Annotated in this window: 32 protein-coding genes and 2 pseudogenes; 15 read left to right on the top strand and 19 right to left on the bottom strand. The window is 70.3% G+C overall.

Going from position 1 to position 26567, the window contains the following annotated elements:
• Positions 1-79 precede the first annotated feature (79 nt).
• Entirely contained in the window at positions 80-1711 is a 1632-nt protein-coding gene (locus ACZ7NC_RS35870) for a threonine/serine exporter family protein (protein ID WP_471494683.1), read from the top strand.
• A gap of 35 nt (positions 1712-1746) precedes the next feature.
• On the opposite strand, the gene ACZ7NC_RS35865 is transcribed toward ACZ7NC_RS35870, so the two are convergent.
• Positions 1747-2646 carry a DedA family protein gene (locus tag ACZ7NC_RS35865; RefSeq protein ID WP_471494681.1) on the bottom strand — a complete coding sequence of 300 codons (900 nt, stop codon included), beginning with the start codon at positions 2644-2646 and terminating at the stop codon, positions 1747-1749.
• 137 nt (positions 2647-2783) lie between these two features.
• On the opposite strand from ACZ7NC_RS35865, the gene ACZ7NC_RS35860 reads away from it, so the two are divergent.
• On the top strand, positions 2784-3149 hold the full coding sequence (locus ACZ7NC_RS35860; protein ID WP_471494679.1) for a YbjQ family protein: 366 nt from the start codon (positions 2784-2786) through the stop codon (positions 3147-3149).
• A 28-nt stretch (positions 3150-3177) separates the two neighbouring features.
• Here the strand turns inward: ACZ7NC_RS35860 and ACZ7NC_RS35855 are convergent, their stop codons facing one another.
• The gene (locus tag ACZ7NC_RS35855; RefSeq protein ID WP_471494677.1) at positions 3178-3939 is read right to left on the bottom strand and encodes a MerR family transcriptional regulator; all 762 of its coding nucleotides are present in this window, start codon (positions 3937-3939) and stop codon (positions 3178-3180) included.
• A 126-nt stretch (positions 3940-4065) separates the two neighbouring features.
• Here ACZ7NC_RS35855 and ACZ7NC_RS35850 point away from each other — a divergent pair, with 126 nt between their 5' ends.
• Entirely contained in the window at positions 4066-5349 is a 1284-nt protein-coding gene (locus ACZ7NC_RS35850; RefSeq protein ID WP_471494675.1) for an ion channel protein, read from the top strand.
• Between the two features lie 30 nt (positions 5350-5379).
• Positions 5380-6786, top strand: coding sequence for a glutamate decarboxylase (locus tag ACZ7NC_RS35845; RefSeq protein ID WP_471494673.1), 1407 nt, complete (start codon positions 5380-5382; stop codon positions 6784-6786).
• Positions 6787-6807: 21 nt separating this feature from the next.
• Here the strand turns inward: ACZ7NC_RS35845 and ACZ7NC_RS35840 are convergent, their stop codons facing one another.
• The 3 genes from ACZ7NC_RS35840 to ACZ7NC_RS35830 form a co-directional block, all read right to left on the bottom strand.
• The gene (locus ACZ7NC_RS35840; protein ID WP_471494671.1) at positions 6808-7449 is read right to left on the bottom strand and encodes a PadR family transcriptional regulator; all 642 of its coding nucleotides are present in this window, start codon (positions 7447-7449) and stop codon (positions 6808-6810) included.
• 80 nt (positions 7450-7529) lie between these two features.
• A complete protein-coding gene (locus ACZ7NC_RS35835) occupies positions 7530-8990 on the bottom strand; it encodes an aldehyde dehydrogenase family protein (RefSeq protein WP_471494669.1) in 1461 nt (486 codons plus the stop codon).
• A 91-nt stretch (positions 8991-9081) separates the two neighbouring features.
• Positions 9082-9906 carry a helix-turn-helix domain-containing protein gene (locus tag ACZ7NC_RS35830; protein WP_471494739.1) on the bottom strand — a complete coding sequence of 275 codons (825 nt, stop codon included), beginning with the start codon at positions 9904-9906 and terminating at the stop codon, positions 9082-9084.
• 355 nt (positions 9907-10261) lie between these two features.
• Between ACZ7NC_RS35830 and ACZ7NC_RS35825 the strand changes: the two genes are divergently transcribed.
• Positions 10262-10768, top strand: a complete 507-nt coding sequence (locus tag ACZ7NC_RS35825) for an ATP-binding protein (protein WP_471494668.1) — start codon at positions 10262-10264, stop codon at positions 10766-10768.
• Positions 10769-10860: 92 nt separating this feature from the next.
• Here ACZ7NC_RS35825 and ACZ7NC_RS35820 read toward each other — a convergent pair whose 3' ends face one another.
• The 5 genes from ACZ7NC_RS35820 to rpmG all read right to left on the bottom strand — a co-directional run bounded on the left by ACZ7NC_RS35820 (position 10861) and on the right by rpmG (position 13250).
• Positions 10861-11139: a DUF397 domain-containing protein gene (locus ACZ7NC_RS35820; protein ID WP_471494666.1), complete on the bottom strand. Its 279-nt coding sequence runs from the start codon at positions 11137-11139 to the stop codon at positions 10861-10863.
• Between the two features lie 276 nt (positions 11140-11415).
• Entirely contained in the window at positions 11416-11649 is a 234-nt protein-coding gene (rpsR, locus tag ACZ7NC_RS35815; protein WP_471494665.1) for a 30S ribosomal protein S18, read from the bottom strand.
• A 4-nt stretch (positions 11650-11653) separates the two neighbouring features.
• Positions 11654-12829, bottom strand: a complete 1176-nt coding sequence (locus ACZ7NC_RS35810; RefSeq protein ID WP_471494663.1) for a CobW family GTP-binding protein — start codon at positions 12827-12829, stop codon at positions 11654-11656.
• A complete protein-coding gene (locus ACZ7NC_RS35805; protein WP_471494661.1) occupies positions 12829-13077 on the bottom strand; it encodes a type B 50S ribosomal protein L31 in 249 nt (82 codons plus the stop codon). The genes ACZ7NC_RS35810 and ACZ7NC_RS35805 overlap by 1 nt, the downstream gene beginning before the upstream one ends.
• A gap of 8 nt (positions 13078-13085) precedes the next feature.
• Complete coding sequence (gene rpmG / locus ACZ7NC_RS35800; protein ID WP_030573688.1) at positions 13086-13250, bottom strand: 50S ribosomal protein L33; 165 nt, start codon at positions 13248-13250, stop codon at positions 13086-13088.
• Between the two features lie 62 nt (positions 13251-13312).
• On the opposite strand from rpmG, the gene rpmB reads away from it, so the two are divergent.
• From rpmB to ACZ7NC_RS35780, 4 genes are all read left to right on the top strand, one after another.
• Positions 13313-13549: a 50S ribosomal protein L28 gene (rpmB, locus tag ACZ7NC_RS35795; protein WP_471494659.1), complete on the top strand. Its 237-nt coding sequence runs from the start codon at positions 13313-13315 to the stop codon at positions 13547-13549.
• Positions 13549-13854: a 30S ribosomal protein S14 gene (gene rpsN, locus ACZ7NC_RS35790; protein ID WP_471494657.1), complete on the top strand. Its 306-nt coding sequence runs from the start codon at positions 13549-13551 to the stop codon at positions 13852-13854. The genes rpmB and rpsN overlap by 1 nt, the downstream gene beginning before the upstream one ends.
• Before the next feature lie 1665 nt (positions 13855-15519).
• Positions 15520-15993, top strand: a complete 474-nt coding sequence (locus tag ACZ7NC_RS35785) for a hypothetical protein (RefSeq protein ID WP_471494737.1) — start codon at positions 15520-15522, stop codon at positions 15991-15993.
• 52 nt (positions 15994-16045) lie between these two features.
• Positions 16046-16576 (top strand): DUF4232 domain-containing protein, encoded by a 531-nt coding sequence (locus ACZ7NC_RS35780; RefSeq protein ID WP_471494655.1) that lies wholly within the window; start codon positions 16046-16048, stop codon positions 16574-16576.
• Between the two features lie 6 nt (positions 16577-16582).
• On the opposite strand, the gene ACZ7NC_RS35775 is transcribed toward ACZ7NC_RS35780, so the two are convergent.
• The gene (locus ACZ7NC_RS35775) at positions 16583-17698 is read right to left on the bottom strand and encodes a DUF2786 domain-containing protein (RefSeq protein ID WP_471494653.1); all 1116 of its coding nucleotides are present in this window, start codon (positions 17696-17698) and stop codon (positions 16583-16585) included.
• Positions 17699-17813: 115 nt separating this feature from the next.
• On the opposite strand from ACZ7NC_RS35775, the gene ACZ7NC_RS35770 reads away from it, so the two are divergent.
• Positions 17814-18581 (top strand): Clp protease N-terminal domain-containing protein, encoded by a 768-nt coding sequence (locus tag ACZ7NC_RS35770; RefSeq protein ID WP_471494651.1) that lies wholly within the window; start codon positions 17814-17816, stop codon positions 18579-18581.
• Between the two features lie 34 nt (positions 18582-18615).
• On the top strand, positions 18616-20319 hold the full coding sequence (locus ACZ7NC_RS35765; protein ID WP_471494649.1) for a bifunctional 3'-5' exonuclease/DNA polymerase: 1704 nt from the start codon (positions 18616-18618) through the stop codon (positions 20317-20319).
• Between the two features lie 395 nt (positions 20320-20714).
• Here ACZ7NC_RS35765 and ACZ7NC_RS35760 read toward each other — a convergent pair whose 3' ends face one another.
• From ACZ7NC_RS35760 to ACZ7NC_RS35735, 6 genes are all read right to left on the bottom strand, one after another.
• A complete protein-coding gene (locus ACZ7NC_RS35760; protein ID WP_471494647.1) occupies positions 20715-21608 on the bottom strand; it encodes a glycosyltransferase family 2 protein in 894 nt (297 codons plus the stop codon).
• 123 nt (positions 21609-21731) lie between these two features.
• On the bottom strand, positions 21732-22142 hold the full coding sequence (locus ACZ7NC_RS35755; protein ID WP_471494645.1) for a DUF3052 domain-containing protein: 411 nt from the start codon (positions 22140-22142) through the stop codon (positions 21732-21734).
• Positions 22139-22537: a hypothetical protein gene (locus ACZ7NC_RS35750; protein WP_471494643.1), complete on the bottom strand. Its 399-nt coding sequence runs from the start codon at positions 22535-22537 to the stop codon at positions 22139-22141. The genes ACZ7NC_RS35755 and ACZ7NC_RS35750 overlap by 4 nt, the downstream gene beginning before the upstream one ends.
• A 46-nt stretch (positions 22538-22583) precedes the next feature.
• The gene (locus ACZ7NC_RS35745; protein ID WP_471494641.1) at positions 22584-22772 is read right to left on the bottom strand and encodes a hypothetical protein; all 189 of its coding nucleotides are present in this window, start codon (positions 22770-22772) and stop codon (positions 22584-22586) included.
• Positions 22773-22804: 32 nt separating this feature from the next.
• The gene (locus ACZ7NC_RS35740) at positions 22805-23725 is read right to left on the bottom strand and encodes a hypothetical protein (protein WP_471494640.1); all 921 of its coding nucleotides are present in this window, start codon (positions 23723-23725) and stop codon (positions 22805-22807) included.
• Between the two features lie 11 nt (positions 23726-23736).
• A complete protein-coding gene (locus ACZ7NC_RS35735) occupies positions 23737-24120 on the bottom strand; it encodes a hypothetical protein (RefSeq protein WP_471494638.1) in 384 nt (127 codons plus the stop codon).
• A 6-nt stretch (positions 24121-24126) separates the two neighbouring features.
• Between ACZ7NC_RS35735 and ACZ7NC_RS35730 the strand changes: the two are divergent.
• Positions 24127-24588 (top strand): annotated as a pseudogene (locus tag ACZ7NC_RS35730) (N-acetylmuramoyl-L-alanine amidase); the annotation flags it as partial.
• Positions 24589-24767: 179 nt separating this feature from the next.
• On the top strand, positions 24768-25193 hold the full coding sequence (locus ACZ7NC_RS35725) for an SMI1/KNR4 family protein (RefSeq protein WP_471494636.1): 426 nt from the start codon (positions 24768-24770) through the stop codon (positions 25191-25193).
• A 270-nt stretch (positions 25194-25463) separates the two neighbouring features.
• Here the strand turns inward: ACZ7NC_RS35725 and ACZ7NC_RS35720 are convergent.
• Positions 25464-25661, bottom strand: a pseudogene (locus ACZ7NC_RS35720) (mobilization protein); the annotation flags it as partial.
• Between the two features lie 189 nt (positions 25662-25850).
• Here ACZ7NC_RS35720 and ACZ7NC_RS35715 point away from each other — a divergent pair.
• Complete coding sequence (locus tag ACZ7NC_RS35715; RefSeq protein WP_471494634.1) at positions 25851-26261, top strand: hypothetical protein; 411 nt, start codon at positions 25851-25853, stop codon at positions 26259-26261.
• Positions 26258-26392, top strand: a complete 135-nt coding sequence (locus tag ACZ7NC_RS35710; protein ID WP_471494632.1) for a hypothetical protein — start codon at positions 26258-26260, stop codon at positions 26390-26392. The genes ACZ7NC_RS35715 and ACZ7NC_RS35710 overlap by 4 nt, the downstream gene beginning before the upstream one ends.
• Here the strand turns inward: ACZ7NC_RS35710 and ACZ7NC_RS35705 are convergent.
• Positions 26365-26565 carry an acyl-CoA carboxylase subunit epsilon gene (locus ACZ7NC_RS35705; protein WP_471494630.1) on the bottom strand — a complete coding sequence of 67 codons (201 nt, stop codon included), beginning with the start codon at positions 26563-26565 and terminating at the stop codon, positions 26365-26367. The two genes, ACZ7NC_RS35710 and ACZ7NC_RS35705, sit on opposite strands and share 28 nt — an antisense overlap.
• Positions 26566-26567: the final 2 nt, after the last annotated feature.

Raw genomic sequence — 26567 nt, 5'->3', positions numbered from 1 at the left:
GCGTGCGCGTGCGGCCCGTTCGTGTGTCTGTGCGCATACTGAGTGCGGCAGGAGGTGTCGTACAGGGAGTGTTACGCAGGTGACGGACGTGGAGGACCGCAAGCCGCAGTCGGACGAGGCGAGGATGGCCTTCACCCCGCCCGCCGGGATCGAGGTGGGGGACAGCGAGTCGGAGACCACGTCCGAGTTCGCCCTTCCCACGGGGCTGGATGTGCCGCATCCGCCGTCCGCCGAGTCGGAGGGCTCGGCGTTCAGCACACCCAGCCTGTACGGCGTCGCGGACTCTCCGCCCGCGTTCACGCCCCCCAACGGCATACCGCAGGTCAGCCTGACCAAGGATCTGCCCTGGCAGGACCGGATGCGCACCATGCTGCGCATGCCGGTGGCCGAGCGGCCCGCGCCGGAGCGGATGCCGCGGGCGGAGGAGGAGGGTCCGGCCGTCCCGCGCGTGCTCGACATGACCCTGCGTATCGGCGAGTTGCTGCTGGCGGGCGGTGAGGGCGCGGAGGACGTGGAGGCCGCGATGTTCGCGGTCTGCCGGTCCTACGGCCTGGACCGCTGCGAGCCGAACGTCACCTTCACGCTGCTGTCGATCTCGTACCAGCCGTCGCTGGTGGACGATCCGGTGTCGGCGGCGCGTACGGTACGGCGGCGCGGCACCGACTACACGCGCCTGGCGGCCGTGTACCAGCTCGTCGACGACCTCAGCGACCCGGAGAGCCACATCTCCCTGGAGGAGGCGTACGGGCGGCTCGCGGAGATCCGCCGCAACCGGCACCCGTATCCGACCTGGGTGCTGACCGGAGCGAGCGGGCTGCTCGCGGGGGCGGCCTCCGTGCTGGTCGGTGGTGACGTGATCGTCTTCATCGCCGCCATGCTGGGCGCGATGCTCGGCGACCGGCTGGCCTGGCTGTGCGCGGGGCGCGGTCTGCCGGAGTTCTACCAGTTCACGGTGGCCGCGATGCCGCCGGCCGCGATGGGGGTCGCGCTGACATTGGCGCACGTCGATGTGAAGGCGTCCGCGGTCATCACCGGTGGGCTGTTCGCGCTGCTGCCCGGGCGGGCGCTGGTGGCGGGCGTGCAGGACGGGTTGACCGGGTTCTACATCACCGCGTCCGCGCGGCTGCTTGAAGTCCTGTACTTCTTCGTCGGCATCGTGGCCGGGGTGCTGGTGGTCCTGTACTTCGGCGTGAACCTGGGCGCCAAGCTGGACCCGGACGCGGCGCTGAACATCTCCCCACGGCCGTACTGGCAGATCGCCGCGTCGATGCTGCTGTCCCTGACCTTCGCGGTGCTGCTCCAGCAGGAACGATCCACCGTGCTCGCCGTGACCCTCAACGGCGGCGTCGCCTGGGTCGTGTACGGCGCCATGCACTACACCGGTGGGTTCTCGCCGGTTGCCTCTACGGCTGTCGCGGCGGGGCTGGTGGGGTTGTTCGGGCAGTTGATGGCGCGGTATCGGTTCGCGTCGGCGTTGCCGTACACCACCGCGGCGATCGGGCCCTTGCTGCCGGGTTCCGCGACGTATTTCGGGCTGTTGTCGATCGCGCAGAACAAGGTGGACGCGGGGCTGGTCTCGCTGGCCACGGCGGCTTCCTTGGCCATGGCCATCGCCATCGGGGTGAACCTCGGGGCTGAGATCTCGCGGTTGTTCCTGCGGATCGGGTCGCCGGAAAAGCGGCGAGCCGCCAAGCGCACTCGAGGTTTCTGAGCGCCTGGCGGCTCGGTCGGCTTCCTGGGGGCGTTTCAGTAGCCCTGGTTCGGCGGGTACTGCTGGTTCTGCTGCCCGTAGCCCTGGGGGTACTGCTGGGCGTACGGCTGCTGTGGGGGCTGCTGCTGGCCGTAGTACTGCTGGTCGTAGCCGTATTGCTGCTGACCGCCCTGCTCGCCGTACTGCTCGCCGTACTGGTTGCCGTACTGCTGCTGGGGCTGGTCGTCGGAGGGGATGCGGCGGAGCTGGGTCGTCGCGTCGTCCATCTGCGGGGTCTGCTGGTGCTGTACGGCGGCGGGAGCCTCGGCCGCCGCGCGCTTCTTCTTGGCGCGTTCCCGCAGGAACTCGATGATGATCGGGACCACCGAGATGAGGACGATCAGGACGAGGATCGGCTCGACGTTCTTCTTGATGAACTCGATCTGGCCGAGCCAGTAGCCCGCGAGGGTGACGCCGGTGCCCCAGGCGATGCCGCCGATGACGTTGTACGTGAGGAACGTGGCGTACTTCATACGGCCGGCGCCCGCCACGATGGGGGCGAAGGTGCGCACGATCGGCACGAAACGGGCGAGGACGATCGCCTTCGGGCCGTACTTCTCCATGAACTCGTGTGCCTTCTCCAGGTTCTCCTGTTTGAAGAGTCTGGAGTTGGGCCGGCTGAAGAGCTTCGGGCCGAAGAACTTGCCGATCATGTAGCCGACCTGGTCGCCGATGACGGCGGCCAGCACGATGAGCGTGCAGACCAGCCACAGGGGCTGGCTGATGTAAGTCCCCTCGGCCACGAACAGACCCGCCGTGAACAGCAGGGAGTCTCCTGGCAGGAACGCGAAGAGGCCGGACTCGGCGAAGACGATCAGCAGGATGCCGGGGAGGCTGAAGGTCTGGATCAGATAGTCCGGGCTGAGCCACTCGGGGCCGAGCGCAAGCGTGGTCACGTGACTGTGGCTCCTGCGGGGAAGGGGCGGGCGGGCTGTGACGGGCGGGTCAAAAATATCAACGCCGCAGTGGCCGCCCAGGTTCCATGGACGCGTTCAGGATGCACTGTGCCCCCGCTGGGACAAAGCTGTGAGTCATGGGCATCGAAGATTACGGCGGCGGGCAGGGGCCCCGACCCGACGTTCTGGTAGTGACCACGAACGACGTCCCCGGACACCGGGTCACGGAGGTCGTCGGCGAGGTCTTCGGACTGACCGTGCGCTCCCGGCACGTCGGCAGTCAGATCGGCGCCGGGCTGAAGTCGCTGGTCGGCGGCGAGCTCAAGGGGCTCACCAAGACGCTGGTGGAGACCCGTAACCAGGCCATGGAACGGCTCGTCGAGCAGGCACGCGCGCGTGGCGCGAACGGCGTGCTGGCGTTCCGCTTCGACGTGACCGAGGCGGCCGACGTGGGCACCGAGGTGTGCGCCTACGGGACCGCGGTGGTCCTGGCCCGGGAGTGACCCGGACGGTCCCTCGCGGGCCAGGAACTCACGAGGTGTGACGGGCGGCGTTCGCCAGGATGGCGTCGCGCAGGTACACCGCGAGGCCGGGCCTGATGCCGTCGTACATCGCGGTGAACCGCGGATCGGCGACGTACATCTCGCCGAGGCAGGTGTGCATCTCGTGCGAACAGTCGTAGTACGTGCCGTTGATGAAGCGGCGGTGTTCCTCCGCCGTGTCCATCGCCGCCTCGGAGCCGGCCGGTGTGCCGTCGGTCATCAGGTCGGCCATACGCTGATGGATCGCCTCCATCTCCTCGTTGATGCGCTTCCAGTCCTCCTTGGTGTACGAGGCCGTGCGCTGCTGTGACTGCCGGTAGGCGTCGGTGTTCCCCCAGCGTTCCCGCACCTCGTCCTCGTACTGGTCGGGGTCGTGGTCCCCGAACACCTCGAACTTCTCCTCGGGCGTGAGGTTGAGTCCCATCTTGCGTGCCTCCATGGCGTGTTCGACGGCCGCCGCCATCTTCTGAAGCTTCTCGATCCGGGCGGTCAGCAGTTCGTGCTGCCGGCGCAGGTGTGCGCGCGGGTCCACGGCCGGGTCGTCGAGCAGGGCGGCGACCTCTTCGAGCGGGAAGCCGAGCTCGCGGTAGAACAGGATCTGCTGGAGCCGGTCGAGGTCGGCGTCGCTGTAGCGCCGGTGGCCCGCGTGGCTGCGCTCGCTGGGCGCGAGCAGGCCGATGTCGTCGTAGTGGTGCAGGGTGCGCACCGTCACTCCGGCGAAACCGGCGACCTGTCCCACGGAGTAGCTCACTTCCGCTCCCTTCTCGGTACGCGCTCCACGGTGCGTCCTCACGTCGCGTGAGGTGCAAGCCGGTTGTCCCGCCGCGCTCGGCCCACCCCGGATGTCGCGTCCGTTTTGCCCGCTTATCGTGAGCCCGTGGCCCAGGAAACCGCGCGACAGACGCCCGACACCCCGGCGACCCCGGCGCGCACGCTGCTGCCGGCGATCCTGCCCGCCCTGATCGTCGGCGTGATGGCGAGCCTGCTGCTCCTGGGCGTGAGCGAGGCGGCCGAGGCGCTCCAGGACGTGCTCTGGGGCGATCTGCCGGACGCCCTGGGCGTGGGCCGGTACTCGGTGCTGTGGATGCTGGTGATGCTCACCGCCACCGGGATCCTGGTCGGTCTGGTGGTGTGGAAGGTCCCGGGGCACGCCGGGCCCGATCCGGCAACCATCGGCCTGGACGCGCCCGTGCTGCCGCTCTCCGTCCTGCCGGGGCTGGTGCTGGCGACGGCGCTGATGCTGGCGGGCGGACCGAGTCTGGGCCCGGAGAACCCGATCATCGCGGTGAACGTGGGTCTGGCCTATTGGCTGGGCCATCGCCTGGTGCCCCGGGCGCCGGGCCGGCTGTGGCCGATGCTGGCGGAGGCGGCGACGATCGGCGCGCTGTTCGGGACGCCGGTCGCGGCGGCGCTGCTGCTGTCGGAGGCGCTGGCGGCGCGCGGGACGCGGGGCGCGCTGTGGGACAACGTGTTCGCGCCACTGGTGTCGGCCGCCGCGGGAGCGCTGACCATCGACCTGGTGGCCGAGCCGACCTTCGACCTGGACCTGCCCCCGTTCGGACATCCCGGCTGGGGTGATCTGCTGGCGGTGCTCGTGATCGCCTCGGTGGCCGCGGTGCTCGCCATGGCCGCCGTCTACGTCTTCCCGTACGTCCACGCCGTCTTCCGGCGGCTGGGGCACCCGATGGTGGCGCTGCCCGTCGGCGGGGTCGTCCTGGGGCTCCTGGGGGCGCTGGGCGGCCATCTGACGCTCTTCAAGGGGCTGGACGAGGTCGCGGAACTGGCGGCCGACCCGGACGGCTGGACGGCCGGGGAGTTCGCCACGATGACGGTGGTCAAGCTGGCCGCGCTGGTGGTCGCCGCGTCCTGCGGGTTCCGGGGCGGGCGGATCTTCCCGGCCGTCTTCGTCGGCACCGCGTTCGGGCTCGGGGCCCATGCCCTGGTGTCGGACGTGCACCCGGCTGTGGGCGTTGCGGCGGGCGTGCTGGGCGTGCTGCTGGCGATCACCCGGCAGGGCTGGGTGAGCCTGTTCACCGCCGCCGTCCTGGTCGCCTCGCCCTCGATCATCGCCCTGTTGTGCATCGCCTCGCTGCCGGCCTGGTTGCTGGTGACGGGGCGGCCCCAGATGCAGTTGCACGCGGACGGAACTCCGGTCCGCTGACACCCGTTCATATCTCCAGGAGGCAGGCCCATGTCGTTGCACAAAGGTCCCGAGCACCCCGACGAGCGTCACCTGTCCGTGAACCCCTTCTACGGCGAGGCGAATCCGGTCGGCGGCATGACCGACGCCCCGCCCACGCACCGGCTGCCCGACGCGCCGCTGTCGCCGTCGACGGCGTATCAGCTGGTGCACGACGAGCTGATGCTGGACGGCAATTCCCGGCTCAACCTGGCCACTTTCGTCACCACCTGGATGGAGCCGCAGGCCGATGTGCTGATGATGGAGTGCCGGGACAAGAACATGATCGACAAGGACGAGTACCCGCGCACCGCCGAGCTGGAGCGGCGCTGCGTGGCGATGCTCGCCGATCTGTGGAACGCGCCGGATCCGTCGGCGGCCGTGGGCTGTTCGACGACCGGCTCCAGCGAGGCGTGCATGCTCGCGGGGATGGCGCTGAAGCGGCGCTGGGCGACACGCAACGCCGATCGGTACCCGGGCGCCCGCCCGAACCTCGTGATGGGTGTCAACGTCCAGGTCTGCTGGGACAAGTTCTGCAACTTCTGGGAGGTGGAGCCCCGCCTGGTCCCGATGGAGGGCGACCGGTTCCATCTCGACCCGCAGGCGGCGGCCGAGCTGTGCGACGAGAACACCATCGGGGTCGTCGGGATCCTCGGCTCCACCTTCGACGGTTCCTACGAGCCGATCGCGGACCTGTGCGCCGCCCTCGACACCCTCCAGGAGCGCACGGGGCTCGACGTCCCGGTGCACGTCGACGGCGCGTCGGGCGCGATGGTGGCGCCCTTCCTCGACGAGGACCTGGTGTGGGACTTCCGGCTGCCGAGGGTGGCCTCGATCAACACCTCGGGGCACAAGTACGGGCTGGTCTACCCGGGCGTCGGCTGGGCGCTGTGGCGGGACAAGGAGGCGCTGCCCGAGGAGCTCGTCTTCCGCGTCAACTACCTGGGCGGCGACATGCCGACCTTCGCGCTGAACTTCTCCCGGCCGGGCGCCCAGGTCGTGGCGCAGTACTACTCGTTCCTGCGGCTGGGCCGGCAGGGCTACCGGGCCGTGCAGCAGGCCGCTCGGGACGTGGCCGGCAAGCTCGCCCAGGCCGTTGAGAAGCTGGGCGACTTCCGGCTGCTGACCCGGGGCGACCAGCTGCCCGTGTTCGCCTTCACCACGGCCCCGGACGTCACGGCGTACGACGTCTTCGACGTCTCCCGGCGGATGCGGGAGAGCGGCTGGCTGGTCCCGGCGTACACCTTCCCGCCGAACCGCGAGGACCTGTCCGTGCTGAGGGTCGTCTGCCGCAACGGCTTCTCGGCCGACCTCGCCGAGCTCTTCGTGGAGGACCTGAGCCGGTCCCTGCCGGAGCTGCGTCGGCAGCCGCATCCCTTCACCCGGGACAAGGAGGCGGCCACCGGCTTCCACCACTAGGCGGGCGAACCGTCGTGCAGATCAGAGGGAGTCCCCGGGATGGGACTCCCCCGTCGCGTACGGGTTCTCCTGGTCCTCGGCCAGAACGCCGACGAACGGGTCGCCCTCGCCGGCGAAGGTGTAGGCGCCCCGCTCGATCCGCTCGATCAGGCCGCCGGTCCACTCCCCCTCGGAGTCCGCCGTGTGCACCCACATGTTCATGATCTCGCCGATGTGGCCGAGCTGCTCAGGACCTCCCTCGGGCACGTAGTGGGCCACGACGGAGGCCCGCCACTCCTCGATCCGCCGGACCCGCTCCTTCAGCAGCGTCACCGCTTCAACCCTCGGCAGGTCGACCATGAAGCCGACGGCCGCCGTCTTCATGTCTCCCCGCTGCTCGTAGGTGACCAGTGCGTCGCGCAGCAGCGCGAAGTACTCCTTGGTGCCCGCGTCCGTGAGCTCGTACTCCACGCGGGGCGGGCCGCCCGCTGTGGACGGCGCGATCTCGTGCGCGTGGAGGAGTCCCTGCTTCGCCATCTGCTTCAGGGCGTGGTAGATCGAGCCGGGCTTGGCGTTGGACCACTCGTGCGCGCCCCAGTACTCCAGGTCGTTGCGCACCTGATAGCCGTGGGCCCGCCCGTGCTGGCGTACGGCGCCGAGCACGAGGAGACGGATCGCTGACATGGGTCCAGGTTAGGGCCGCGGCACGCCCCGGGCCCGGGGCCAGGAACGCGTTGGGTGCAGGTCCGTCCGGGCGCGACCGCTCAGAACGGGAACCCGCTCCGCCCGTGCTGCACCGAGATCCACTTCGTCGTCGTGAACGCGTCCAGCATGGTCTCGCCGTTCAGGCGGCCGAGGCCGGAGTGCTTCTCGCCGCCGAAGGGGACGATCGGCTCGTCGTGGACGGTGCCGTCGTTCACATGGAACATGCCCGTGTCGATCTGCTTGGCGAAGGCGACGCCGCGCTCGATGTTCTCCGTGTGCACGGCGCCGCTCAGGCCGTAGGGGGTGTCGTTGACGAGGCGTACGGCCTCCTCCTCGCCGTCGAAGGTGATGAGGAAGGCGACCGGGCCGAAGACCTCCTGCTTCAGGAGGGCCGAGTCGGCGGGCAGGTTCGTCAGGACCGACGGCTCGACGAGGGTGTCCGTCGTCGAGCCGTGCACCAGGGCCGTGGCGCCCTCGGCGATCGCCTGCTCGACGACGCCCGAAATGGCGTCCGCCTGGGAGGAGTTGATGACCGGGCCGATGACGGTCTCGGGGTCGCGCGGGTCGCCGACCTTGAGGGTCTTCACCTTGGCGACGAACTTCTCGGTGAACTCGTCCGCGACCGAGCGGTCCACGAGGACACGGTTCGCGGCCATGCAGACCTGGCCCTGGTGGACGTAACGGCTGAAGACCGCCGCGTCGACCGCGTAGTCGATGTCGGCGTCGTCGAGGACCACCAGGGCGCTGTTGCCGCCGAGTTCGAGGACCGAGCGCTTGAAGTGCGAGGCGCAGACGGTCGCGACATGGCGGCCGACCTTGTCGGAGCCGGTGAAGGAGATGACCTTCGGGATCGGGTGTTCGATGAAGGTGTCGCCGATCTCCGCGATGTCCGTGATGACGACGTTGAGCAGGCCGGCGGGCAGGCCCGCGTCCTCGAAGATCTTCGCCACCAGGGAGCCGCCGCAGATCGGGGTGTTCTGGTGCGGCTTGAGGACGACGCCGTTGCCGAGCGCGAGGGCCGGGGCGACCGACTTGAGGGAGAGCAGGAAGGGGAAGTTGAAGGGGCTGATCACACCCACGACGCCGACCGGCACGCGGTAGACGCGGTTCTCCTTGCCGTCCACCGGCGACGGGACGATCTTGCCCTCGGGGCGCAGCGCCAGATGGACCGCCTCGCGCAGGAACTCCTTGGCGAGGTGGAGTTCGAAGCCCGCCTTCAACCGGGTGCCGCCGAGCTCGGCGATGATCACCTCGGCGATCTCCTGCTCGCGGTCCTCTATCAGGCGCAGCGCCTTCTCGAACACCGCGCGACGGGCGTACGGATTGGTCTTCGCCCACTGCTTCTGGGCGCGGGCGGCAGCCTGGTACGCGTCGTCCACCTCGTCGACCGTGGCTATGGTGATCGACGCCAGCTTCTCGCCGTCGTACGGGTTGAAGTCGATGATGTCCCAGGAGCCTGTGCCCGGGCGCCACTCACCGTCGATGTACTGCTGAGCCAGGTCGGTGAAGTAGGACGACATGTGATCCCTCAATCCCTAGCAGACACCCGATCGGCATGGACGCCATCGCGATCGTCGTCACGGTCTGATCACACGTCATCGTACTTGTGTCTCAAGAGAGTTGGAGGAGTCCCCGGAGAAGATCCCGGCTCTCGTCCGGCCCCGGACTGTCCTGCTGGAGTTCCTTCAGCGCCTTCTCGTACTGGGCGACGTCCTCGTGCTTGTCCAGATACAGGGCGCTGGTGAGCTGCTCCAGATAGACGACGTCCGAGAGGTCGGACTCCGGGAAGCTGAGGACGGTGAAGGCGCCGGACTCGCCGGAGTGGCCGCCGAAGCTGAACGGCATGATCTGCAGCCGTACGTTGGGCCGCTGGGAGATCTCGATGAGGTGCTGGAGCTGCTCGCGCATCACCTCGCGGTCGCCGTAGGGGCGGCGCAGGGCGGCCTCGTCCAGGACGATGTGGAACTCGGGGGCGTTCTCGGCGACGAGGTACTTCTGGCGCTCCAGGCGCAGCGCCACGCGCTTTTCGACGTCGGTCGCGCTCGCGCCCTTCATGCCGCGCCTGACGACCGCGCGGGCGTACGCCTCGGTCTGCAACAGGCCGTGCACGAACTGCACTTCGTACGCGCGGATCAGGCTGGCCGCGCCCTCCAGGCCGACGTAGGTGGGGAACCAGCTCGGCAGGACGTCCGAGTAGCTGTGCCACCATCCCGCGACATTGGCCTCGCGGGCGAGGGAGAGCAGCGAGGCACGCTCCTGTTCGTCAGTGATGCCGTACAGCGTCAGCAGGTCCTCGACGTCCCGCGTCTTGAAGCTCACCCGGCCCAACTCCATGCGGCTGATCTTCGACTCGGACGCGCGAATGGAGTACCCCGCCGCCTCGCGCGTGATCCCGCGCGCTTCCCGAAGTCGCCTCAGTTGCGAGCCGAGCAGCATGCGCCGCACCACCGATCCGGGCTCTCCCGCGCTCACGTTCGCCAGCCTCCCCAACCGTCTTCAGGGCCCGCAGTCTGCCACTAAATCACTTTCGAGCAGTACTCGTCCGATTACAGAGATGGAAAGAAGACAAGGATTCCTCCCAGGAAGGGGACACCGGAACGCAAGGAGAGGGGCGGAAGTTGGCGGAAAAAATGGCCAACAAGCGGTACGGGAACGTCCAATTCGGTCACGTGCACGTGCATCTGCCCTTGCATCTGCTCTGCGCATCCGAAACCATGGTCCCGCGCAACCGCTGCATCGCAACGACCGCGAACTCTCGGGAGTGCCTCGCATGGGGACGAATGGATCGACCATGCTCGAGCCGTTACGGCAGGGCCTTCCGCCGCTGGATCCGACAGCCGTCTCCAACGCCGCCTCCTGCGCCCTGCCCGCCCGCTACGAAGCGGTGCGTGAGGCCCGGAAGTTCACCCGCCGCACCCTGGACCAGTGGGAGCTGGGCCATCGCTTCGACGACGTGTGTCTCGTGGTCTCGGAGTTGGTGACCAACGCGCTGCGGCACGCGCTGCCGGCGGGGGCGCAGCGGACGCCGGAGCAGACGCCGCCCGTGCGGCTGCATCTGATGCGGTGGACCGAGCGGCTGGTGTGCGCGGTGCGCGATCCCAGTCATGACAGTCCCGTCGCGCGCGATTCCGACGACTTCTCGGCGGAGTCAGGGCGGGGTTTGTTCCTTGTCGACTCCTTCAGTGACGGCTGGGGTTGGCACCCATTGGCGGGGACGCTCAGCGGGAAGGTGGTCTGGGCGCTGTTCCGGCTGCAGGCGGGGCCGGTGCCGGGCGGTGCGGGAGGCTCGCCGGAATGAACCGCGGCGCTCGATGGTGCCGCGGTTCTACGCGCGTTACAGGGTGATAGCAGCCGATTGCCCTGAGTTGTACGGCCGGGTGAGGCACTGGTTCAGCCCACCACCAGGTGGTCGAACTCACCGTCCTTGACGCCCAGGAGCATGGCCTCGATCTCGGCCCGCGTGTAGACGAGGGCCGGGCCGTCCGGGAAGCGCGAGTTGCGCACCGCGACTTCGCCGCCGGGGAGCCTGGCGAACTCCACGCAGGAGCCCTGGGAGTTGCTGTGCCTGCTCTTCTGCCAGGCCACCCCGTTCAGATCCGTGGCTGCCATGCCGTTGTACACGTCGTGGTCCACAGGTCGCTCCCCGGTGGTGCGGTGGCTCGAGGCCATTGAGGCATGAGGCGGTGCAGTGGTGCGGCAGTCAACTGCTTCCGGATCATAGCTCTGTTCACGTGCAACTGCATGAGCAGATGCACGTGCACGGGGGGTGTTCCTGCGGTTACTCCTGTGACGTACGCGGCCCTTCTTGCGTTCCAGCGCATGCCCCAGGGATCGCGTCACATGCGAATCCCCCGCGTACTAGGAACAGACGCGCTCCGGGCCTCTGGTGTTCCAAACGCTAAGGGACCGTCCGCTTAGGGGAGTTGACGACGACTGGACGCGAGCTCAACGGACCGCGTACGGCAGCAGTGCCATTTCGCGAGCGTTCTTGATCGCCTTTGACAGCTGACGCTGCTGCTGGACCGTCACTCGGGTGACGCGGCGGCTGCGGATCTTGCCTCGGTCGGAGATGAACTTCCGCAGGAGATCGGTGTCCTTGTAGTCGATGTAGGTGATACCGGCCTGGTCAAGGGGGTTGGGGCGGGGCTTCATCGGCTTGCGGGCGGGAGTACGGGGCATCGGGTCAGACCTCCAGGAGGGTGTCGAAGGCGGGCGGGAGTCGTTTCCAGGCGTCGCGGCCGGCGGCGTACTCGGCGTCGGTGAGAAGGCAGGACTCCAGGAGCCGGCACAGGCCGTCCCGGTCGAGGCCGGGGGACGTGAAGACCAGGTGCTGGCAGCAGTCGCCGTGCTCGGGGTGCCAGTCCAGCGCGGCGGCCGCCCGGCGTACCGGCGGGACCATGTCCCAGGCCGCGTCGGGCAGGGAGGCGAGCCAGGGGCCCGCGCTCTCCACGCACAGGGCGCCGCCCGCCGCGTCCCAGTGCAGCAGTACGTCGGGCTTGTCGGCGAGCCAGAAGCGGCCCCTGCTGCGGGCCGCCGCGCAGGTGATGTCCTCCAGGGCCTCGTACAGGCGCTCCGGATGGAAGGGGCGGCGGCGGTGCCAGACGAGGGTGGCCACGCCGTGCGCGTCGGCCTCGGCGGGGAGCAGCGCGCACGCCGGGTGCTGGGCCGCGGCGGCCGACTCCACGTCGAAGCCGGCCAACGCCGCCTGCGCGAGGGGGGTCAGCGGGACGCGGCGCGGTTCCGGGACCGTCAGACCGTCGGCAGGGGCGACCTGGCCGATCGGGACCTGGCGGGCCGTCGGGTGGAGCTGGGCCAGCAGTTCGCGGTCCTCGTCGTCGGCCTCCGGGGAGTCGGTGACGGCGAGGACGGGGGCGTATTCCAGCTGGCGGGCGAAGGTGTCGGCGACCGTGCGCTGGTCCGTCGCCGCGGCCGCCAGCTCGCGCTCGGCCAGGTCGTCGCCGTTGCCGAGGTAGGGCAGGACCAGGGTGGGGTCGACGGCGGTGATCACCCCGGTGACCTTGAGCCCGCCGGCCGTGACCACCTCGGCCATCGCCTTGGGTTCCACGGAGTCCCAGAGTTCGACGATCGCCATCCGGGTGCCGCCGGCGTCCCGGATCCGCAGCAGCTCCGGCACCAGGTCCTCACGCAGGGCACAGCAGGCGCAGTCGTTGACCAGCGGCGCCTCGCCGGCGCTGACGAGGCCGGTGCGGTCCCTGATGGTGCGGACGACCGTGCCGGCGGCGGCCGTGGCCAGGTCGTGGTGGAGTACGACGCTGCCGGGGACGTCGGCGAGCAGTTGCGTCACGGCCGCCTTGCGGGCGTCGGCGTGCAGCCCGCCGACGATCACGACGGGGAGCATCAGCCCTTCTTTCCGTACCGGCGCTCGAAGCGCTCGACGCGGCCGGCGGTGTCCAGGACGCGGGCCGTGCCGGTGTAGAAGGGGTGGCTGACGTTCGAGATCTCGACGTCGACGACCGGGTAGGTGTTGCCGTCCTCCCACTCGGTCGTCTTCTCGCCGGTCATCGTCGAGCGGGTCAGGAACGCGTGGTTCGCGGCCCGGTCACGGAAGACGACCTGGCCGTAGGACGGGTGGATTCCCTTGCGCATGGCGGGGCTCAGCGCTCCTCTCGGAAGTCGACGTGACGGCCGGCGACCGGGTCGTACTTGCGCAGGGTCATCCGGTCGGGGTCGTTGCGGCGGTTCTTGCGGGTCACGTAGGTGTAGCCGGTGCCGGCGGTGGACCGGAGCTTGATGACCGGGCGGAGTTCGTTGCGTGCCATGCTGCTACCTTACTGAAAATGAATTCCATTAGCAGCCGCGAGCGAGGAGAGGTACGTCACCCGTGTCCGCCCACTGCATGCTGACCGGCGCCCGACCCGGTTTCGGCAACACCGTTTCCCACTCCCATCGGCGGACCTCCCGCCGCTTCGACCCCAACATCCAGACCAAGCGCTACTGGCTGCCCGGCGAGGGCCGGTACGTGCGGCTGCGGCTGAGCGCCAAGGGGATCAAGACGGTCGACGTCATCGGCGTCGAGGCGGCCGTCGCCCGGATCCGCGCGCGAGGAGTGAAGATCTGATGGCCAAGAAGAGCAAGATCGCCAAGAACGAGCGGCGGCAGGAGATCGTCGCGCGGTACGCCGCCCGGCGGGCCGAGCTGAAGGAGATCATCCGCCGGCCGTCCTCCAGCGACGCCGAACGGCTCGCCGCCCAGCGTGAGTTGCGCGGCCAGCCCAGGGACGCCAGCGCCACACGCGTACGCAACCGCGACCAGGTGGACGGCCGGCCGCGCGGCTACCTCCGCACCTTTGGGCTGTCCCGGGTGAATCTGCGGGGGCAGGCACACGCGGGGTATCTGCCGGGGGTGCGTAAGGCGTCCTGGTAGGTGGGGGTGGGCTCTGGGGGCCTGGTGGGCCGGGGGGCGCGCTCTGGGGGTCCGGTGGGCCGGGGGGCGCGCTCTGGGGTCCTGGTGGGCCGGGGGGCGCGCTCTGGGGTCCTGGTGGGCCGGGGGGCGCGCTCTGGGGTTCCGGTGGGCCGGGGCGGGCGCTGGGCCACCGGTGGGCCGGGGCGGGCTCCCGGCCTCGGTAGGCAAGGGGCTGGCTCTCGGCCCAGGGCTACCGGGGGTGCGTAAGGCGTCCGGGTGGACCGGGGGGCTCTCCGGGCGCCCGGGTAGGCCGGGGGCAGGCTCCCGGTAGGCCCGGGGCAGGCCCCCGGCCCCGGTAGACCAGGGCGCGCTCCGGGCCCCTGGTCAGCCACGGCAGGCTCCCGACCCCGGTAAGCCAGCGCGGGCGCCGAGCCCCCGGTAAGCCACGGCAGGCTCGCGGCCCCCGTAAGCCAAGGCGGGCGCCGAGCCCCCGGTAAGCCACGGCAAGCTCCCGGCCCCCCCCCGTAAGCAAGGGGCGGGCTCCCGGCCCAGGCCTACCGGGGGGGCGTAAGGCGTCCTGGTAGGCCGGGGGGGCTCTCCGGGCGCCCGGGTAGGCCGGGGCAAGCCCCCGGCCCCGGTAGACCAGGGCGGGCTCCGGGCCCCTGGTAAGCCACGGATGGCTCCCGCCCCCGGTAAGCCAGTGCGAGCGCCGAGCCCCCGGTAAGCCACGGCAGGCTCGCGGCCCCCGTAAGCCAAGGCGGGCGCCGAGCCCCCGGTAAGCCACGGCAAGCTCCCGGCCCCCCGTAAGCAAGGGGCTGGCTCCCGGCCCAGGCCTACCGGGGGTGCGTAAGGCGTCCTGGTATGCCGGGACGGGCGCCGGGCCCCGGCGGGCCAGGGCGGGCTCCGAGCCCTCGGTAGGCCGGGGGTGGGGGACGAGTCGGTGGACTCGGCCTGGATGTAGATGGCGTTGCCGGAGTCGTTGTTGAACTTGAGGGTGGGCCCCAGCCCAGGATCGCGGCGGCCGCGCTGCTGCTCGGTGACGCCGCTGCGGCTGGCGGCGGCGGTCACCGCGCCGGCGTCGGAGTTCGCCGCGGCCTGGCAGCCGCGGGTGCCGTCCCGGCGTCCAGCGCGGATCGCGGCCAGGGCGGGCCCCCGGCCCCCGGCCCCCGGTAGGCCGATGCGGGCACCGGCCCAGGTAGGTCAATGCCGACGCCGGACCCCGGCAGGCCTACGCGGACCCCCGCCCCCGGCAGGCCGACGCGACCTCCGGAACCCCGATAGGCCAATGCAGGCGCCGGGCCCACGTAGGTCAACGCCGGCGCCGGACCCCGGCAGGCCCATGCGGGCCCCCGCCCCCGACAAACCGACGCGACCTCCAGACCCCCGGCAGGCCAATGCAGGCACCGGGCCCACGTAGGTCAACGCCGACGCCGGACCCCGGCAGGCCTACGCGGGCCTCTAGCCCAGATAGCCCGACACAGACCGCGAATCCCGGTAGCCCGACACAGACTCCGAACCCCGGCAGCCCGACGCGGGGCTCTGGGACCCCGGCAGGACTCCCTGGTAACTTGCTGCGGGCCTTTCGGCCACCTCGGCCGAAACGGCCGTATGCCGACCGCTACAGCTTGGGAGCTTCCAGTGACCTCGGCGACTTTCTCGCGTACGCGCACGATGTCGGGCCGGCTGATGCGGGTCGCCGCCGTGGTCGCGACCATGGCCGGCGCGCTCGCGCTGACCGCGTGCAGCGGCGACGGCGGCACCGCGGACGACGCCGGCCCGAGCGGCTCCGCGTCCGCGAGTGCCGACACGGGCGGCGGTACGGGCGGCGGGTCGTCCTCGCCGGCCGGTGGGCTGGAGGGCAGCTGGCTCACCACGACCGACGGCAAGGCCGTCGCGCTGGTCGTCACCGGCAAGCAGGCCGGGCTCTTCGCGACCGGCGGAACCGTGTGCAGCGGGACCGCCGCTGAGGAGGGTGGGATGCGGATGATCCGCCTCAAGTGCACCGACGGCAGCAAGGACCGGGCGACCGGGATGGTCGAGTCCGTCGGCAAGACCTCGCTGAAGGTGACCTGGGAGGGCGGCCTCGGCGCCGAGACTTACACCAGGGCCGAGGGCGGCAAGCTGCCTACGGGCCTGCCCACGGCCGGTCTGGGATCGTGATGTTTGATTCGGGGACTGCCCGCGATCACTGACGCCACTGCCAGAGGAACCCATGCGCGCCACCTCCCTCACCGTCGCCGCCCTCGCCGCGGCCCTTCTCCTGACCGCCTGTGACGACGGCGGGGACAGCAACAAGGACAGCAACAAGGACAGCAAGGCCGGTTCCGACTGTGTGGCCGAGCTGGCCGTGGAGTTCGGGCCCGGCAACGCCGCCCCCGCCGCCGGGGACACCGGCAACGTGCCCGTGACCGTCACCAACCGCGGCGGCGCCGAGTGTGCCCTGGACGGACTGCCCACCGTCGAGTTCGCCGCGGACGGCGCCACGACCGCCGTCGCGCCCGACGAGGCCGTCGCGACCCGCAAGACGCCGCTCGCGAAGGGCGCCGCCACGTCCTTCACGCTCACCTACGTCCGGGGCGAGGCAGCCGGGGACAAGGGCCTCGCCGTCAAGACAGCCAAGGTCCGGCTGCCCGGGTCCACCGAGACGCACAACTTCAAGTGGCCGTACGGCGTCGTCGCGCTCAAGAGCGACGGGAAGACCCCGGACGCCTCGGTGAGCGGATTCCAGCAGTCCGGCGACTGACCGGGTTCAGCGGAGCGGCCGGCGGGGAGCCACCTGCGCCCTGTCGGCCGCCTCGGCACCCTCCACCCAGCCCGCCTCGTCGCTGACGCCGCGCAGCCGGGTCGTGGTGGTCTCCGGGAACAGACGGTCCAGCCGGGCCGTCACCGCGACCTCGCGGGAGGCCAGGACCGGGAGCAGGTCATCGGTCACCTGCGTCTGCGCCGCCGCGGCCAGGCGGGTTCCGATGCGGTGGGCATAGGCCGCCAGGAACGACTGCCGGAAGGTCTTGGTCCGTTTGCGGCCGCCCGCGCGCTGGGCCGCCTCCGCCTTCGTCATCGCCGTCTGGGCCTGCACCAGGAGCGAGGTGTAGAGGAGTTCGACCACCTCCAGGTCGGCCTCGAAGCCGACGACCGTGGAGAAGCCGAAGGGTTCGTTCCACACGGCACGGCAGTGGTTGGCACTCGCCACCGCGTCCAGCAGGACGGCCTTCGCCTGCTCGTACGGCGGCTCCACACCGATCCGGCAGGCGCCGGGCGCGTCCTTCGCGGCGGACGTGCGGGACGCCAGCAGGGCCTCGTCGATGCTGTGCCGGGCCATCAGCTCCTGCGCCTTGGCGCTCAGCGCCTCCGCCTCCTGCGGGAACCCGGTCGCCTCCGCCTTCGCCAGCAGCGCGCGGATCCGGGTGAGCATGCGCGACTCGGGCCTGGAGCCCTTGGCCGCCGGCTCCTCCAAGGGTTCCAGGGCGGGCAGGCGCAGCAGGAGGCGGTACAGCTCCAGGACGGCGGTAGCGTGCGAGAAGCGGTCGGTGCGGGGCGGTGCCTCCGTGGGCAGATCGTCGAGCTGTGCCTGCCAGCGAGGGCCGCGCGGACGGTCGTTCGGCGTCTGCGCGCGGATCAGCGCAGCGAGCAGTCGTACGTGCACGTCGTCCAGGTCGCGCCGCACCAGCCGTACGACGTCCGCCGGCTGCCAGCCGCGCCGCCAGGCCGCCGCCACGAACTCCTCGCCGCGCCGGGCGAGTTCGGCGTCCGCCTCGGAGTCGGCGGCGAGGAGGGAGGCGCCGGTGTCGAGCGTGGCGTGCTCGGTGTCGTAGAGGGCGGACTCGAAGGCGCGGTCGACGGTGCTGGGCGTACTGGGCGTGCTCACCAGGGGATCGTAAATCCGTGCGGGAAACCGTGTTGGCGCGGCCTGCGTCCGCCCCCTCCCCATCCGGTGTCAACCACCGGTTGACACCCTTCTACTGTCAACCTACGGTTGACACATGTCGACGAACCCGACCATCACGTCATCCGTACGTCTCGACGAACTCATCGCGGCCATCAAGAAGGTCCACCCCGAACCCCTCGACCAGCTCCAGGACGCGGTGATCGCCGCCGATCACCTCGGCGAGGTGGCCGACCATCTGATCGGTCACTTCGTGGACCAGGCCCGTCGATCGGGGGCCTCCTGGACCGACATCGGCAAGAGCATGGGCGTCACCCGGCAGGCCGCGCAGAAGCGGTTCGTGCCCAAGGAGGGGACCGATCTCGACCCCCAGCAGGGCTTCGGCCGCTACACGCCGCGCGCCCGCAACGTGGTGATGGCCGCCCACAACGAGGCCGTCGCGGCCCGCAACCCCGAGGGCAGGCCCGAGCACCTGGTCCTCGGCCTGCTGGGCGAGCCGGACGGCATCGCCGCCAGGGCGATCACGGCCAAGGGCGTCCTGCTGGACTCCGTGCGCCAGGCCGCCACCGCCGCGCTGCCGCCCGCCGCCGACGAGGTCCCCGAGCTCATCCCCTACGGCTCCGACGCCAAGAAGGTCCTGGAACTCACCTTCCGCGAGGCCCTGCGCCTCGGCCACAACTACATCGGCACCGAGCACATCCTGCTGGCCCTGCTGGAGTTCGAGAACGGCACCGGCGTCCTGTACGGGCTCGGGCTCACCAAGCAGGGGGTGGAGGAGTACGTCGTCGAGGTGCTCTCCCAGTTCCTCAAGAGCGGTGAGGAGACGGCCAAGAAGGCCCGTGAGGAGGGCGGGGAGCAGGGCTGAGGCCGTTGTCAGTCCCGGGTGCCACACTCGCAGCATGACCGACCGGTGGGCGCTCGCTCCGGCCGAGGACGGCGGCGTGGAGATCGCCCCCCTCGGCCCGGACGGGCTGCTCGCCGGGCCGGTGCGGTGGGAGGCCGACGCGGCTCAGGCCGTACAGGGGCGGCCGGAGGTCGCGCGGTGGGTGTGGCGGTCCACCGCCGAGGTCTATCCGCGGCTGCTCGCCACGGGGGTGCGAGTGGAGCGGTGCTACGACATCGAGGACGCCGAGACCCTCCTGCTCGGCCACGAGGGGCGGTCCGGCGAGCCGAGATCGGCCGCCGCCGCCCTCGCCCGGCTGCGCGGCGGCCCCGTGCCGCCCGATCCGCCGCAGCGCTCGGCTGAACCCGGCTCGCAGTCCTCGCTCTTCGAACCCCAGGCGCTCCAGGTGCCGCTCGCCGACCTGGTCGCGGTGTACACCGAGCAGCAGCGGCGACACGACCGGACCGCGCACCCGGAGCGGATGCGGCTGCTGACGGCGGCCGAGTCGGCGGGGATGCTCGTCGCCGCCGAGATGAACCAGGCCGGGCTGCCGTGGAGCGCCGACGTGCACCGCCGGGTGCTGCACGAGTTGCTGGGCGAGCGGTATGCGGGCGGCGGGGAGCCGCGGCGGCTGGCCGAGCTGGCGGAGGAGGTGTCGGCGGCGTTCGGGCGCCGGGTGCGGCCCGATCTGCCGGCCGATGTGATCAAGGCCTTCGCGCAGGCCGGGATCAAGATCAGATCGACCCGGCGCTGGGAGATCGAGTCCCTCGACCATCCGGCCGTGAAGCCGCTGGTCGAGTACAAGAAGCTGTACCGGATCTGGGTGGCCCACGGCTGGTCCTGGCTCCAGGACTGGGTGCGCGAGGGGCGGTTCAGACCGGAGTTCCTCGCGGGCGGGACGGTCACCGGGCGGTGGGTGACCAACGGCGGGGGCGGGTTGCAGATCCCGAAGGTCATCCGGCGTGCGGTGGTCGCCGACCCCGGCTGGCGGCTGGTCGTGGCCGACGCCGACCAGATGGAGCCGCGGGTGCTCGCCGCGATCTCCCGTGACCCCGGGCTGATGGAGGTGGCGGGGCGGGAGACCGACCTGTACCAGTCCGTCTCCGACCGGGCCTTCTCCGGCGACCGCGCCCAGGCCAAGCTCGCCGTGCTGGGTGCCGTCTACGGCCAGACCTCCGGCGACGGGCTCAAGAACCTCGCCGCGCTCAGACGCCGCTTCCCCAAGGCGGTGGCGTACGTCGACGAGGCGGCGCGGGCGGGCGAGGAGGGGCGGCTGGTGCGGACCTGGCTGGGCCGTACGTGTCCGCCGGCGGCCGGGGCCACGGACGACATCGCCGAGGAGGCCGGGATCCCGGTCGCGGACGGGCCGGACGAACCGGCCGAGGGTTCCGGACCCCAGGAGTGGGGCCGGGGCTACGCCTCCACCAACGCCCGCGCCCGCGGCCGCTTCGCCCGCAACTTCGTGGTGCAGGGCAGCGCCGCCGACTGGGCGCTGCTGCTGCTCGCCGCGCTGCGGCAGACCTGTGCGGGGATGGCAGCCGAGCTGGTCTTCTTCCAGCACGACGAGGTGATCGTGCACTGTCCCGAGGAGGAGGCCGAAGCGGTCGTGGCGGCGATCCGGGAGGCGGCGGAGCTGGCCGGACGGCTGACGTTCGGCGAGACACCGGTGCGGTTTCCCTTCACCACGGCAGTGGTGGAGTGCTACGCGGATGCGAAGTGAGCGGCCGACGGCGGCCGTTGGGCGGCTGCGCCGTGAGCGGCCGACGGGCCGTCGGGCGGCTGCGTCATGACCGGCGTCGGAGGGCGCCGGCGAGAGGCAGAACAGGCCGGGCATACGGTGCGCACCCGCGAAGCACGTACAGGGGCGCGCCACTTGGGGTGAGTGAACCGCCCGGCAGTCGGTGACGACAGCGTGTCAGGAAACACATTTGGCCAGATGTTGGTGCTCTGTTGGCATGGCTTAATCTGATCAGCGCATCGGATCCGGCCCGACGGCGCGCGCGTATGACGCGCAGCTCGGGGGAGCGTCGCCGCCGTGGCCGGATCCGGGGACGCGTGGGTCCCGGTCGTCGGAGGTGAACGACCGGGACGCACGTCCCGCTCCACCCTGCGCCCTCAGATGACCGGCGGCCGCCCCAGCCGGCACAGCCGCCACACCGTGCGCCAGCGCATGGGCCGCCGCTCGCCGGCCGGTTCCCGCAGACCCTCCATGAAGCCGCCGAACCACGCGCGCAGACCACCGAGCGACCGGGTGCGGGCGAGGGTGAGCAGGACCCAGATGCCCAGATGGACCGGGATGAGCGGGAACGGCAGCCGGCGGCGGGTCAGCCACACCCGATTGCGGGCGTTCACCCGGAAGTAGATGGCGTGCCGGGCGGGCGAGGTCTTCGGGTGCTGCAGGAGCAGTTCGGGCGCGTAGAGGATGCGCCAGCCCGCGTCGGCCGCCCGCCACGCCAGGTCCGTCTCCTCGTGGGCGAAGAAGAACTCGGCAGGCCAGTGACCGGTCTCGGCCAGCATCGCCATCCGCAACGCGTGCCCGCCGCCGAGGAAGCAGGTGACGTAACCGCCCCTGAGCGGATCGGACTTGCCGATCCGGGGCACATGCCGCTGCTGGGTCTCGCCGTGCTCGTCGGCGATCCGGAAACCGACGATGCCGAGCCGGTCGTCGGCGGCGTACAGGTCACGCACCCGCCGCAGTACATCGGCGTCCACGAGCAGCCCGTCGTCGTCCAACTCGACCACTACGTCGATGTCCCCGAACGCGCGCAGCCGCTCCAGGGCCACGTTGCGCCCGCCCGGGCAGCCGAGGTTCTCGTCCAGCTCGATCGCCGTGAACTCGCCGGGCAGCGACAGCCGTTCGGGGAACTCGGGCAGCGGGCAGCCGTTGCCGACGACGACGATCCGCTCGGGTGGGAGGTCCTGCTTGGCGACGGACTCCAGCAGCGCGTCGACCTCGGCGGGACGGTTGCCCATGGTCACCACGGCGACCGCGATCCTCAGCTCCGTCATGCCCGCCCCCTCGCCTCGTCCCGGCTGCGATTACCGGCGCGATGCTAGTGGTTCACGGTAAGGACGTCTAAAGTTCGCCGTCCTGCCGGGCGATGAGAAGGCCGAGGATCGCGTTCGGCGGGGCTACGAACGACGGTTCTCCCGGCGCCGTACGAACTTCAGTCCCGACCAGTCCTCCCCCAGCGCCGCCACCTTCACATCGACGACGCCGAGCGGGAGGAACAGGTCCCGCAGCGCGTTCTCGGTGATGTCGCTGACATGGCCGGCCGCGCGTCGAGGCCAGGCGATCCACAGCATGGCGTCATCGCCGAGATCACCGACCAGCCCGGGACCTTCGGCGACGAGATCGCCGTACGACCGATAGAACGCGACGGCGACGTCCGCGTCACGCGGACCACCCTCGCCCACCTCGCACCCCTCCGGCAGTCCGGGTACGTCCCACCGGTCCGGCGCATGGCGAAGCCGGACCCGGTGACCCGGCCTGATGCCGATCTTCTTGGCGAGCGGCGTACCGGAGTCACTCATCACGGTCATCTCCAAGCACGGGAATCCGACTTGCCCGATTCTGCCGCGCCACACCCGCCGCCCTTCTCCTCGAAGCAGGCGGCGGCGCTGCGTAGATCTTCCGCTTCCTGTGCCTTGACGGCATGGTCCAGGCATACGCGTGCAGCGGCCCTCGTTGTAGGGGTCGCCGCCCGGCAGACGCGGGGCACGTCCTGCCATCCATCCTCACCTCGGCCGATACGGCCCAGGATCTCCCACGCCTCCTCGAAACACCGCTGGGCCGCCACGAACTCCCACTGCCTGAGGCGGAGCAGCCCCAGAGCTTCGGCGGCGGTCGCCTCCCCGCGGTGGTGCCCGCATGCCTGGTCCGCGGCCTTGGCCTGCACGAGGGCGTCCTCGGCATCGCCCGCCTGGCGGAGTCCCATGTGGCCGAAGGCGAGTTGTGTCCACATTCGGCGCACGGCGCGCGGGTCACCGAACTCCGCCTACGAGGTCGTCGAAGCCGTGGTGCGCGGCGGCTCTGATGACGGCCGCGAGGTTCTCGCGCTCACGGCGCAGTTCCGCCAACGCGTGCTTGCCGTCCGCCCGGTCACGGTTCTCCGGGAGGACGAGCCCCTGATAGGCGGAGCCGAGCCGCCACCGCAGCGACGCGGTCGGCACGGCACCGCTTCACTCAGTCGCACCCAACCTGTTCATGACTTCGCGTTGCGCGCGTCTTCGTACACCACATGGAGGGGTGGATCGGTCGGGAGGGGTTCGAAGCGCTGGGGCGTGCCGGGGCGGAGCGCCGGCGATACCGCCGCCCAGACCGCTCGGGCCTGGTCGTCGTCGTAGGCCGCGAAGTCCGGGCCGGCCTGTAGCCAGATCGATCCGCCGGCCAGTTCCTCAACTTCGTGGAAGGCTCCGGAATCAAGCAACGCCTGTTTCCCGCCCACAGCGGTGGAAAGCTCCTTCGGGCATACCGTGACCCAACTGTAGCCGCGAAGGTACTGTCGGCTCTCGGATACCGTCTGCTTCGGAAGAAGCCAGGGCGGACCCAGCACTGTCTCCAGTGGCGTCTTTCCCAGAGTGTAAAGGTGAGCGATGTGACCGAATGACGGGTCCAGCATGTCCACCTGGGTCTTCATAAAGCGCAGGAAGGCTTTCTGGAAGACGGGGTCACGCAGGGAATCCTCGGGAATGTTACAGCCGAGACGCACCCACGATTCCGCCTTTTCCACGCGCTCGACCGTGAGTCGGGCCAGCCGGAGGCGAGGCTGGCCCTTGTCGCCCAGCTTGGAGATACCGACTTCAGCGGAGAAGGGGCCAGTGGAGACCTTACGGTAGAACCAATCGAGATTCTTCTCAGAAATAACCCTCGCCGAATCGCGAAGATTGCGCCCGACCCTCTCGGTCACCCCGCAGAAGCCCCACCATGACTCCGGAGGGCCGAGCGGACCTCCACGCATTCCCTTCGGGTCGAGCGGAGGCCCGCTGAGAATGGCCCCCAACTCATCAGGGAAGAGGTCACGCAGCGCACCCTCGAACCACTCCCTCATGCTGTCCGAGTACTCGGCCTCAGAACGAAACTCGACGTCGATCTCGCCTCGCATCACGAATCCACCCTCGGCCACGCCACACCTCACTATTGGTTACAGGTTTTCAGCCTGCGAGTGAGCGGACGAGAGACGAACACGAAAGGCTTCGCCTGCGACGCCCGGCCCGTCGTGTCGACCGACTTCCGGGACGCCTTCTTGCCCGACCCGGAACGGTAGGACGTCGGCACCGCCGACAATTCCGCTTCGATACGCCCGTCCGGCAGCTTCCAGAACCCGGCGCTTGCCGTGCGTTCACCTGCCAGTTCCCTGACACGCTTCGCCTTCGGATCACTCTTGAGCCAGGAAACCTTCTCCCGCTCCGCCACCCCCAATTCATCATAGAACGGCGGACCATCCAGCCCCCTATCATCGCCGTCATCCGCGAACCGGCCCCTTGGCGGTATGAATAATGCCCTTGTCGTCACGGTCATCAGCGGGCGCCGCATACGCGACCTGGGGCAACGCGGTGCTCGCCACCGCGCCGCACTACCAATTCCGGTACGGCCGCCACCTGGTCGGTGCAGGCGTTCGACTACGCCGGCAACTCCCGCACCGCGTCCGCCTCCTACACGCCAGTGATCCTGCAGGAGACCTCGGCGGTGAAGTCCGGCAGCTGGACGACCCGTTCCTCCTCCAGCAACCTGGGCGGCAAGTCGTACTCCAGCGGCTCCAAGGGTGCCCGTCTCACCTGGACCTTCACCGGCCGTTCCGCCTCCTGGGTGGTCTCCCGGGCCTCCACCTCGGGGCAGGCATACGTCTACGTCGACGGCGTCAAGGTCAGCACGGTCGACCTGAAGTCCGCCACCACCCTCTACCGGCAGGCGATCTGGACGAAGACCTGGTCCAGCAGCGCCCAGCGACTCTTCCTCCGTGCCGCGACTACGTCCCCCTCCCCGACCGCACCCGACTACCCATCACCCGCTGGGACTTCGACGCCGACCGCTGGGGGAAACACCTCGACCGCGCCAGCCTCCGGCTCACCTCTGCCCAGTAGTTCCACGACGCCCGCCACGGTGGCCGCTGGTCCACCACCGTGCCGATCACCGCGCCCAAGCTCTGATCCACGGAGGGAGACCCCATGAACGCCGCACTCGCCCGCCTCACGCAGCTGGTCACATCGCCGTCCGAGCCCAGGAATACGGACTGGGACGCGGCGGAGGGGCAGCTCGGCGTAGTCCTCCCTACTGACTACAAAGAGCTGATCCGCACCTTCGGGGGCAGTAACTGGGACGACTACCTCTACCTTCTCGAGCCGGGCTGTCCGAACGACAACTGGGCCACCACCGACAACGGTGAGTGCCTCTACTGGCTCGTCCGGGCAGACCGGAGTCCCGACGAGTGGACAGTCATGGTGAACGAAGCCCGCGGCGATCGCTGGGAGCACTACTCGATGAACTGCACCGAGTTCCTCGTCTCCGTGCTCACGGGAGACGTGCAGTCCACAGTGCTCTCCTCGCGATTCCCGCTCGCCGAGCATGAATTCCGGCAGTTGGTGGCTGTCTGAATGTTCATGTGGCGGCGTCTGATTGCACATCATTGGTGTGCTGGCTGGTGATGTCGCTACCACAGCCGTGAGCAATCGCCCAGCTCTCGTGTGGAGCGTGCGTACCCTCTGCCCCTCGGCGGCCTGACGCCCTCCGGGTCCGCACCGCTCTGGACTACCGCCAGAACAAGGTCAAGCCCGATCACGCCGCCCTCCTCGGCTCAGTCGTCGAGGCCGCCGTGCAAGTCCTCGCGCCAAGAAAGCGTGCGCCGGCATGGGAGTGCTCTGTGCCTACCGGCGCTGCCTACGGGGCTGTTCAGCGGGAGTCGGCACCGCCGAGAGGTGAGGGTCCCGGGTCTGTCGAGCAGGCGTCGCGCCTGGGATGGTCGAGCGTCGTCGGGCCGCTTCGGCACGGTGGTTGGGTGCCGGGTTTCGGCCGGTGTGCTGGATGCGGGTGATCAGGACGCGGGCAGGTTGGCGGGCGGTGGTCCGGTGATCGGCTGTACGCCATGTGGCACCTGATCGCCTTCCGCGGCCTGCGTCGCGGCGAGACGTGCGGCCAACCCTGACGCTCTACAGCAGGACAGCCTCGGCGAGTGATCTCTCAGTCCGCCGGGTCAGCGTCATCCACGCCGCCGCTGCGACGACCGGCAAGCCCGGTCAGAGCCACGTGCCGACGTGGAGCTGCTTGTCCAGGACGCGGCGGTCGGTGATGACAATGACCTTGTCGAAGACGAGCTTGTTGGCCCCCAGGCCAGCGGCGGGCGCGGCCGGCGCGATCAGCGCCGGGTCCTGCGGCGTGTGCAGGCTGGACAGGCGGTGCGCCAGCCAGGCGATGGTGTTGGATACGGCGCCTGGTCGCCTACGGGCGCGGGAACCGTGGTCACCGCCGCGGACATGGGCCGGTTCATGATCGCGCAGCTCCGCAACGCCTTCAACGAGACGGTCATCCTCGGCTCGGCCTCACTGACCACGCTGCTCGCGCTGAACTCGGTGGCGACGCTGACGACGGCCGCGATGGTCGTCGCCACGGCAGCCGCCTGGCGGCGGAAGTGGTGGGTCGCACCGGGCGCGTCCTGTACACGGTGACGACGCTCGGGGTGATCGGCTTCCTGACCGTCGCCTTCGCCTTCGCCTACAACATGGTGCTGACGCCGTTCGGTTGGACCACGTTGAACCGAGGCGGGCGGCATCAGCGCCAGGAGACGGGGCTGCGGTAGCCGGCCACGCGCTCGAGGCGGCGCCAGCGGGCCTGCGGGCGGCGGTTGCCATGGGCGAACCGCGGAGTGGCGGCGCGCTGCGCGGCGTTGCGGGCCGTCAGAACCGCGATCAGCGCGGCGAGTTCCTCGGGAGTGGGATCGCCGTGGATGATGCGGAGGTCCCCCTGGTCCATCT

It is taken from the genome of Streptomyces sp. NPDC111802 (assembly GCF_055634335.1).
This window is presented reverse-complemented; position numbering and strand designations above follow the sequence as displayed.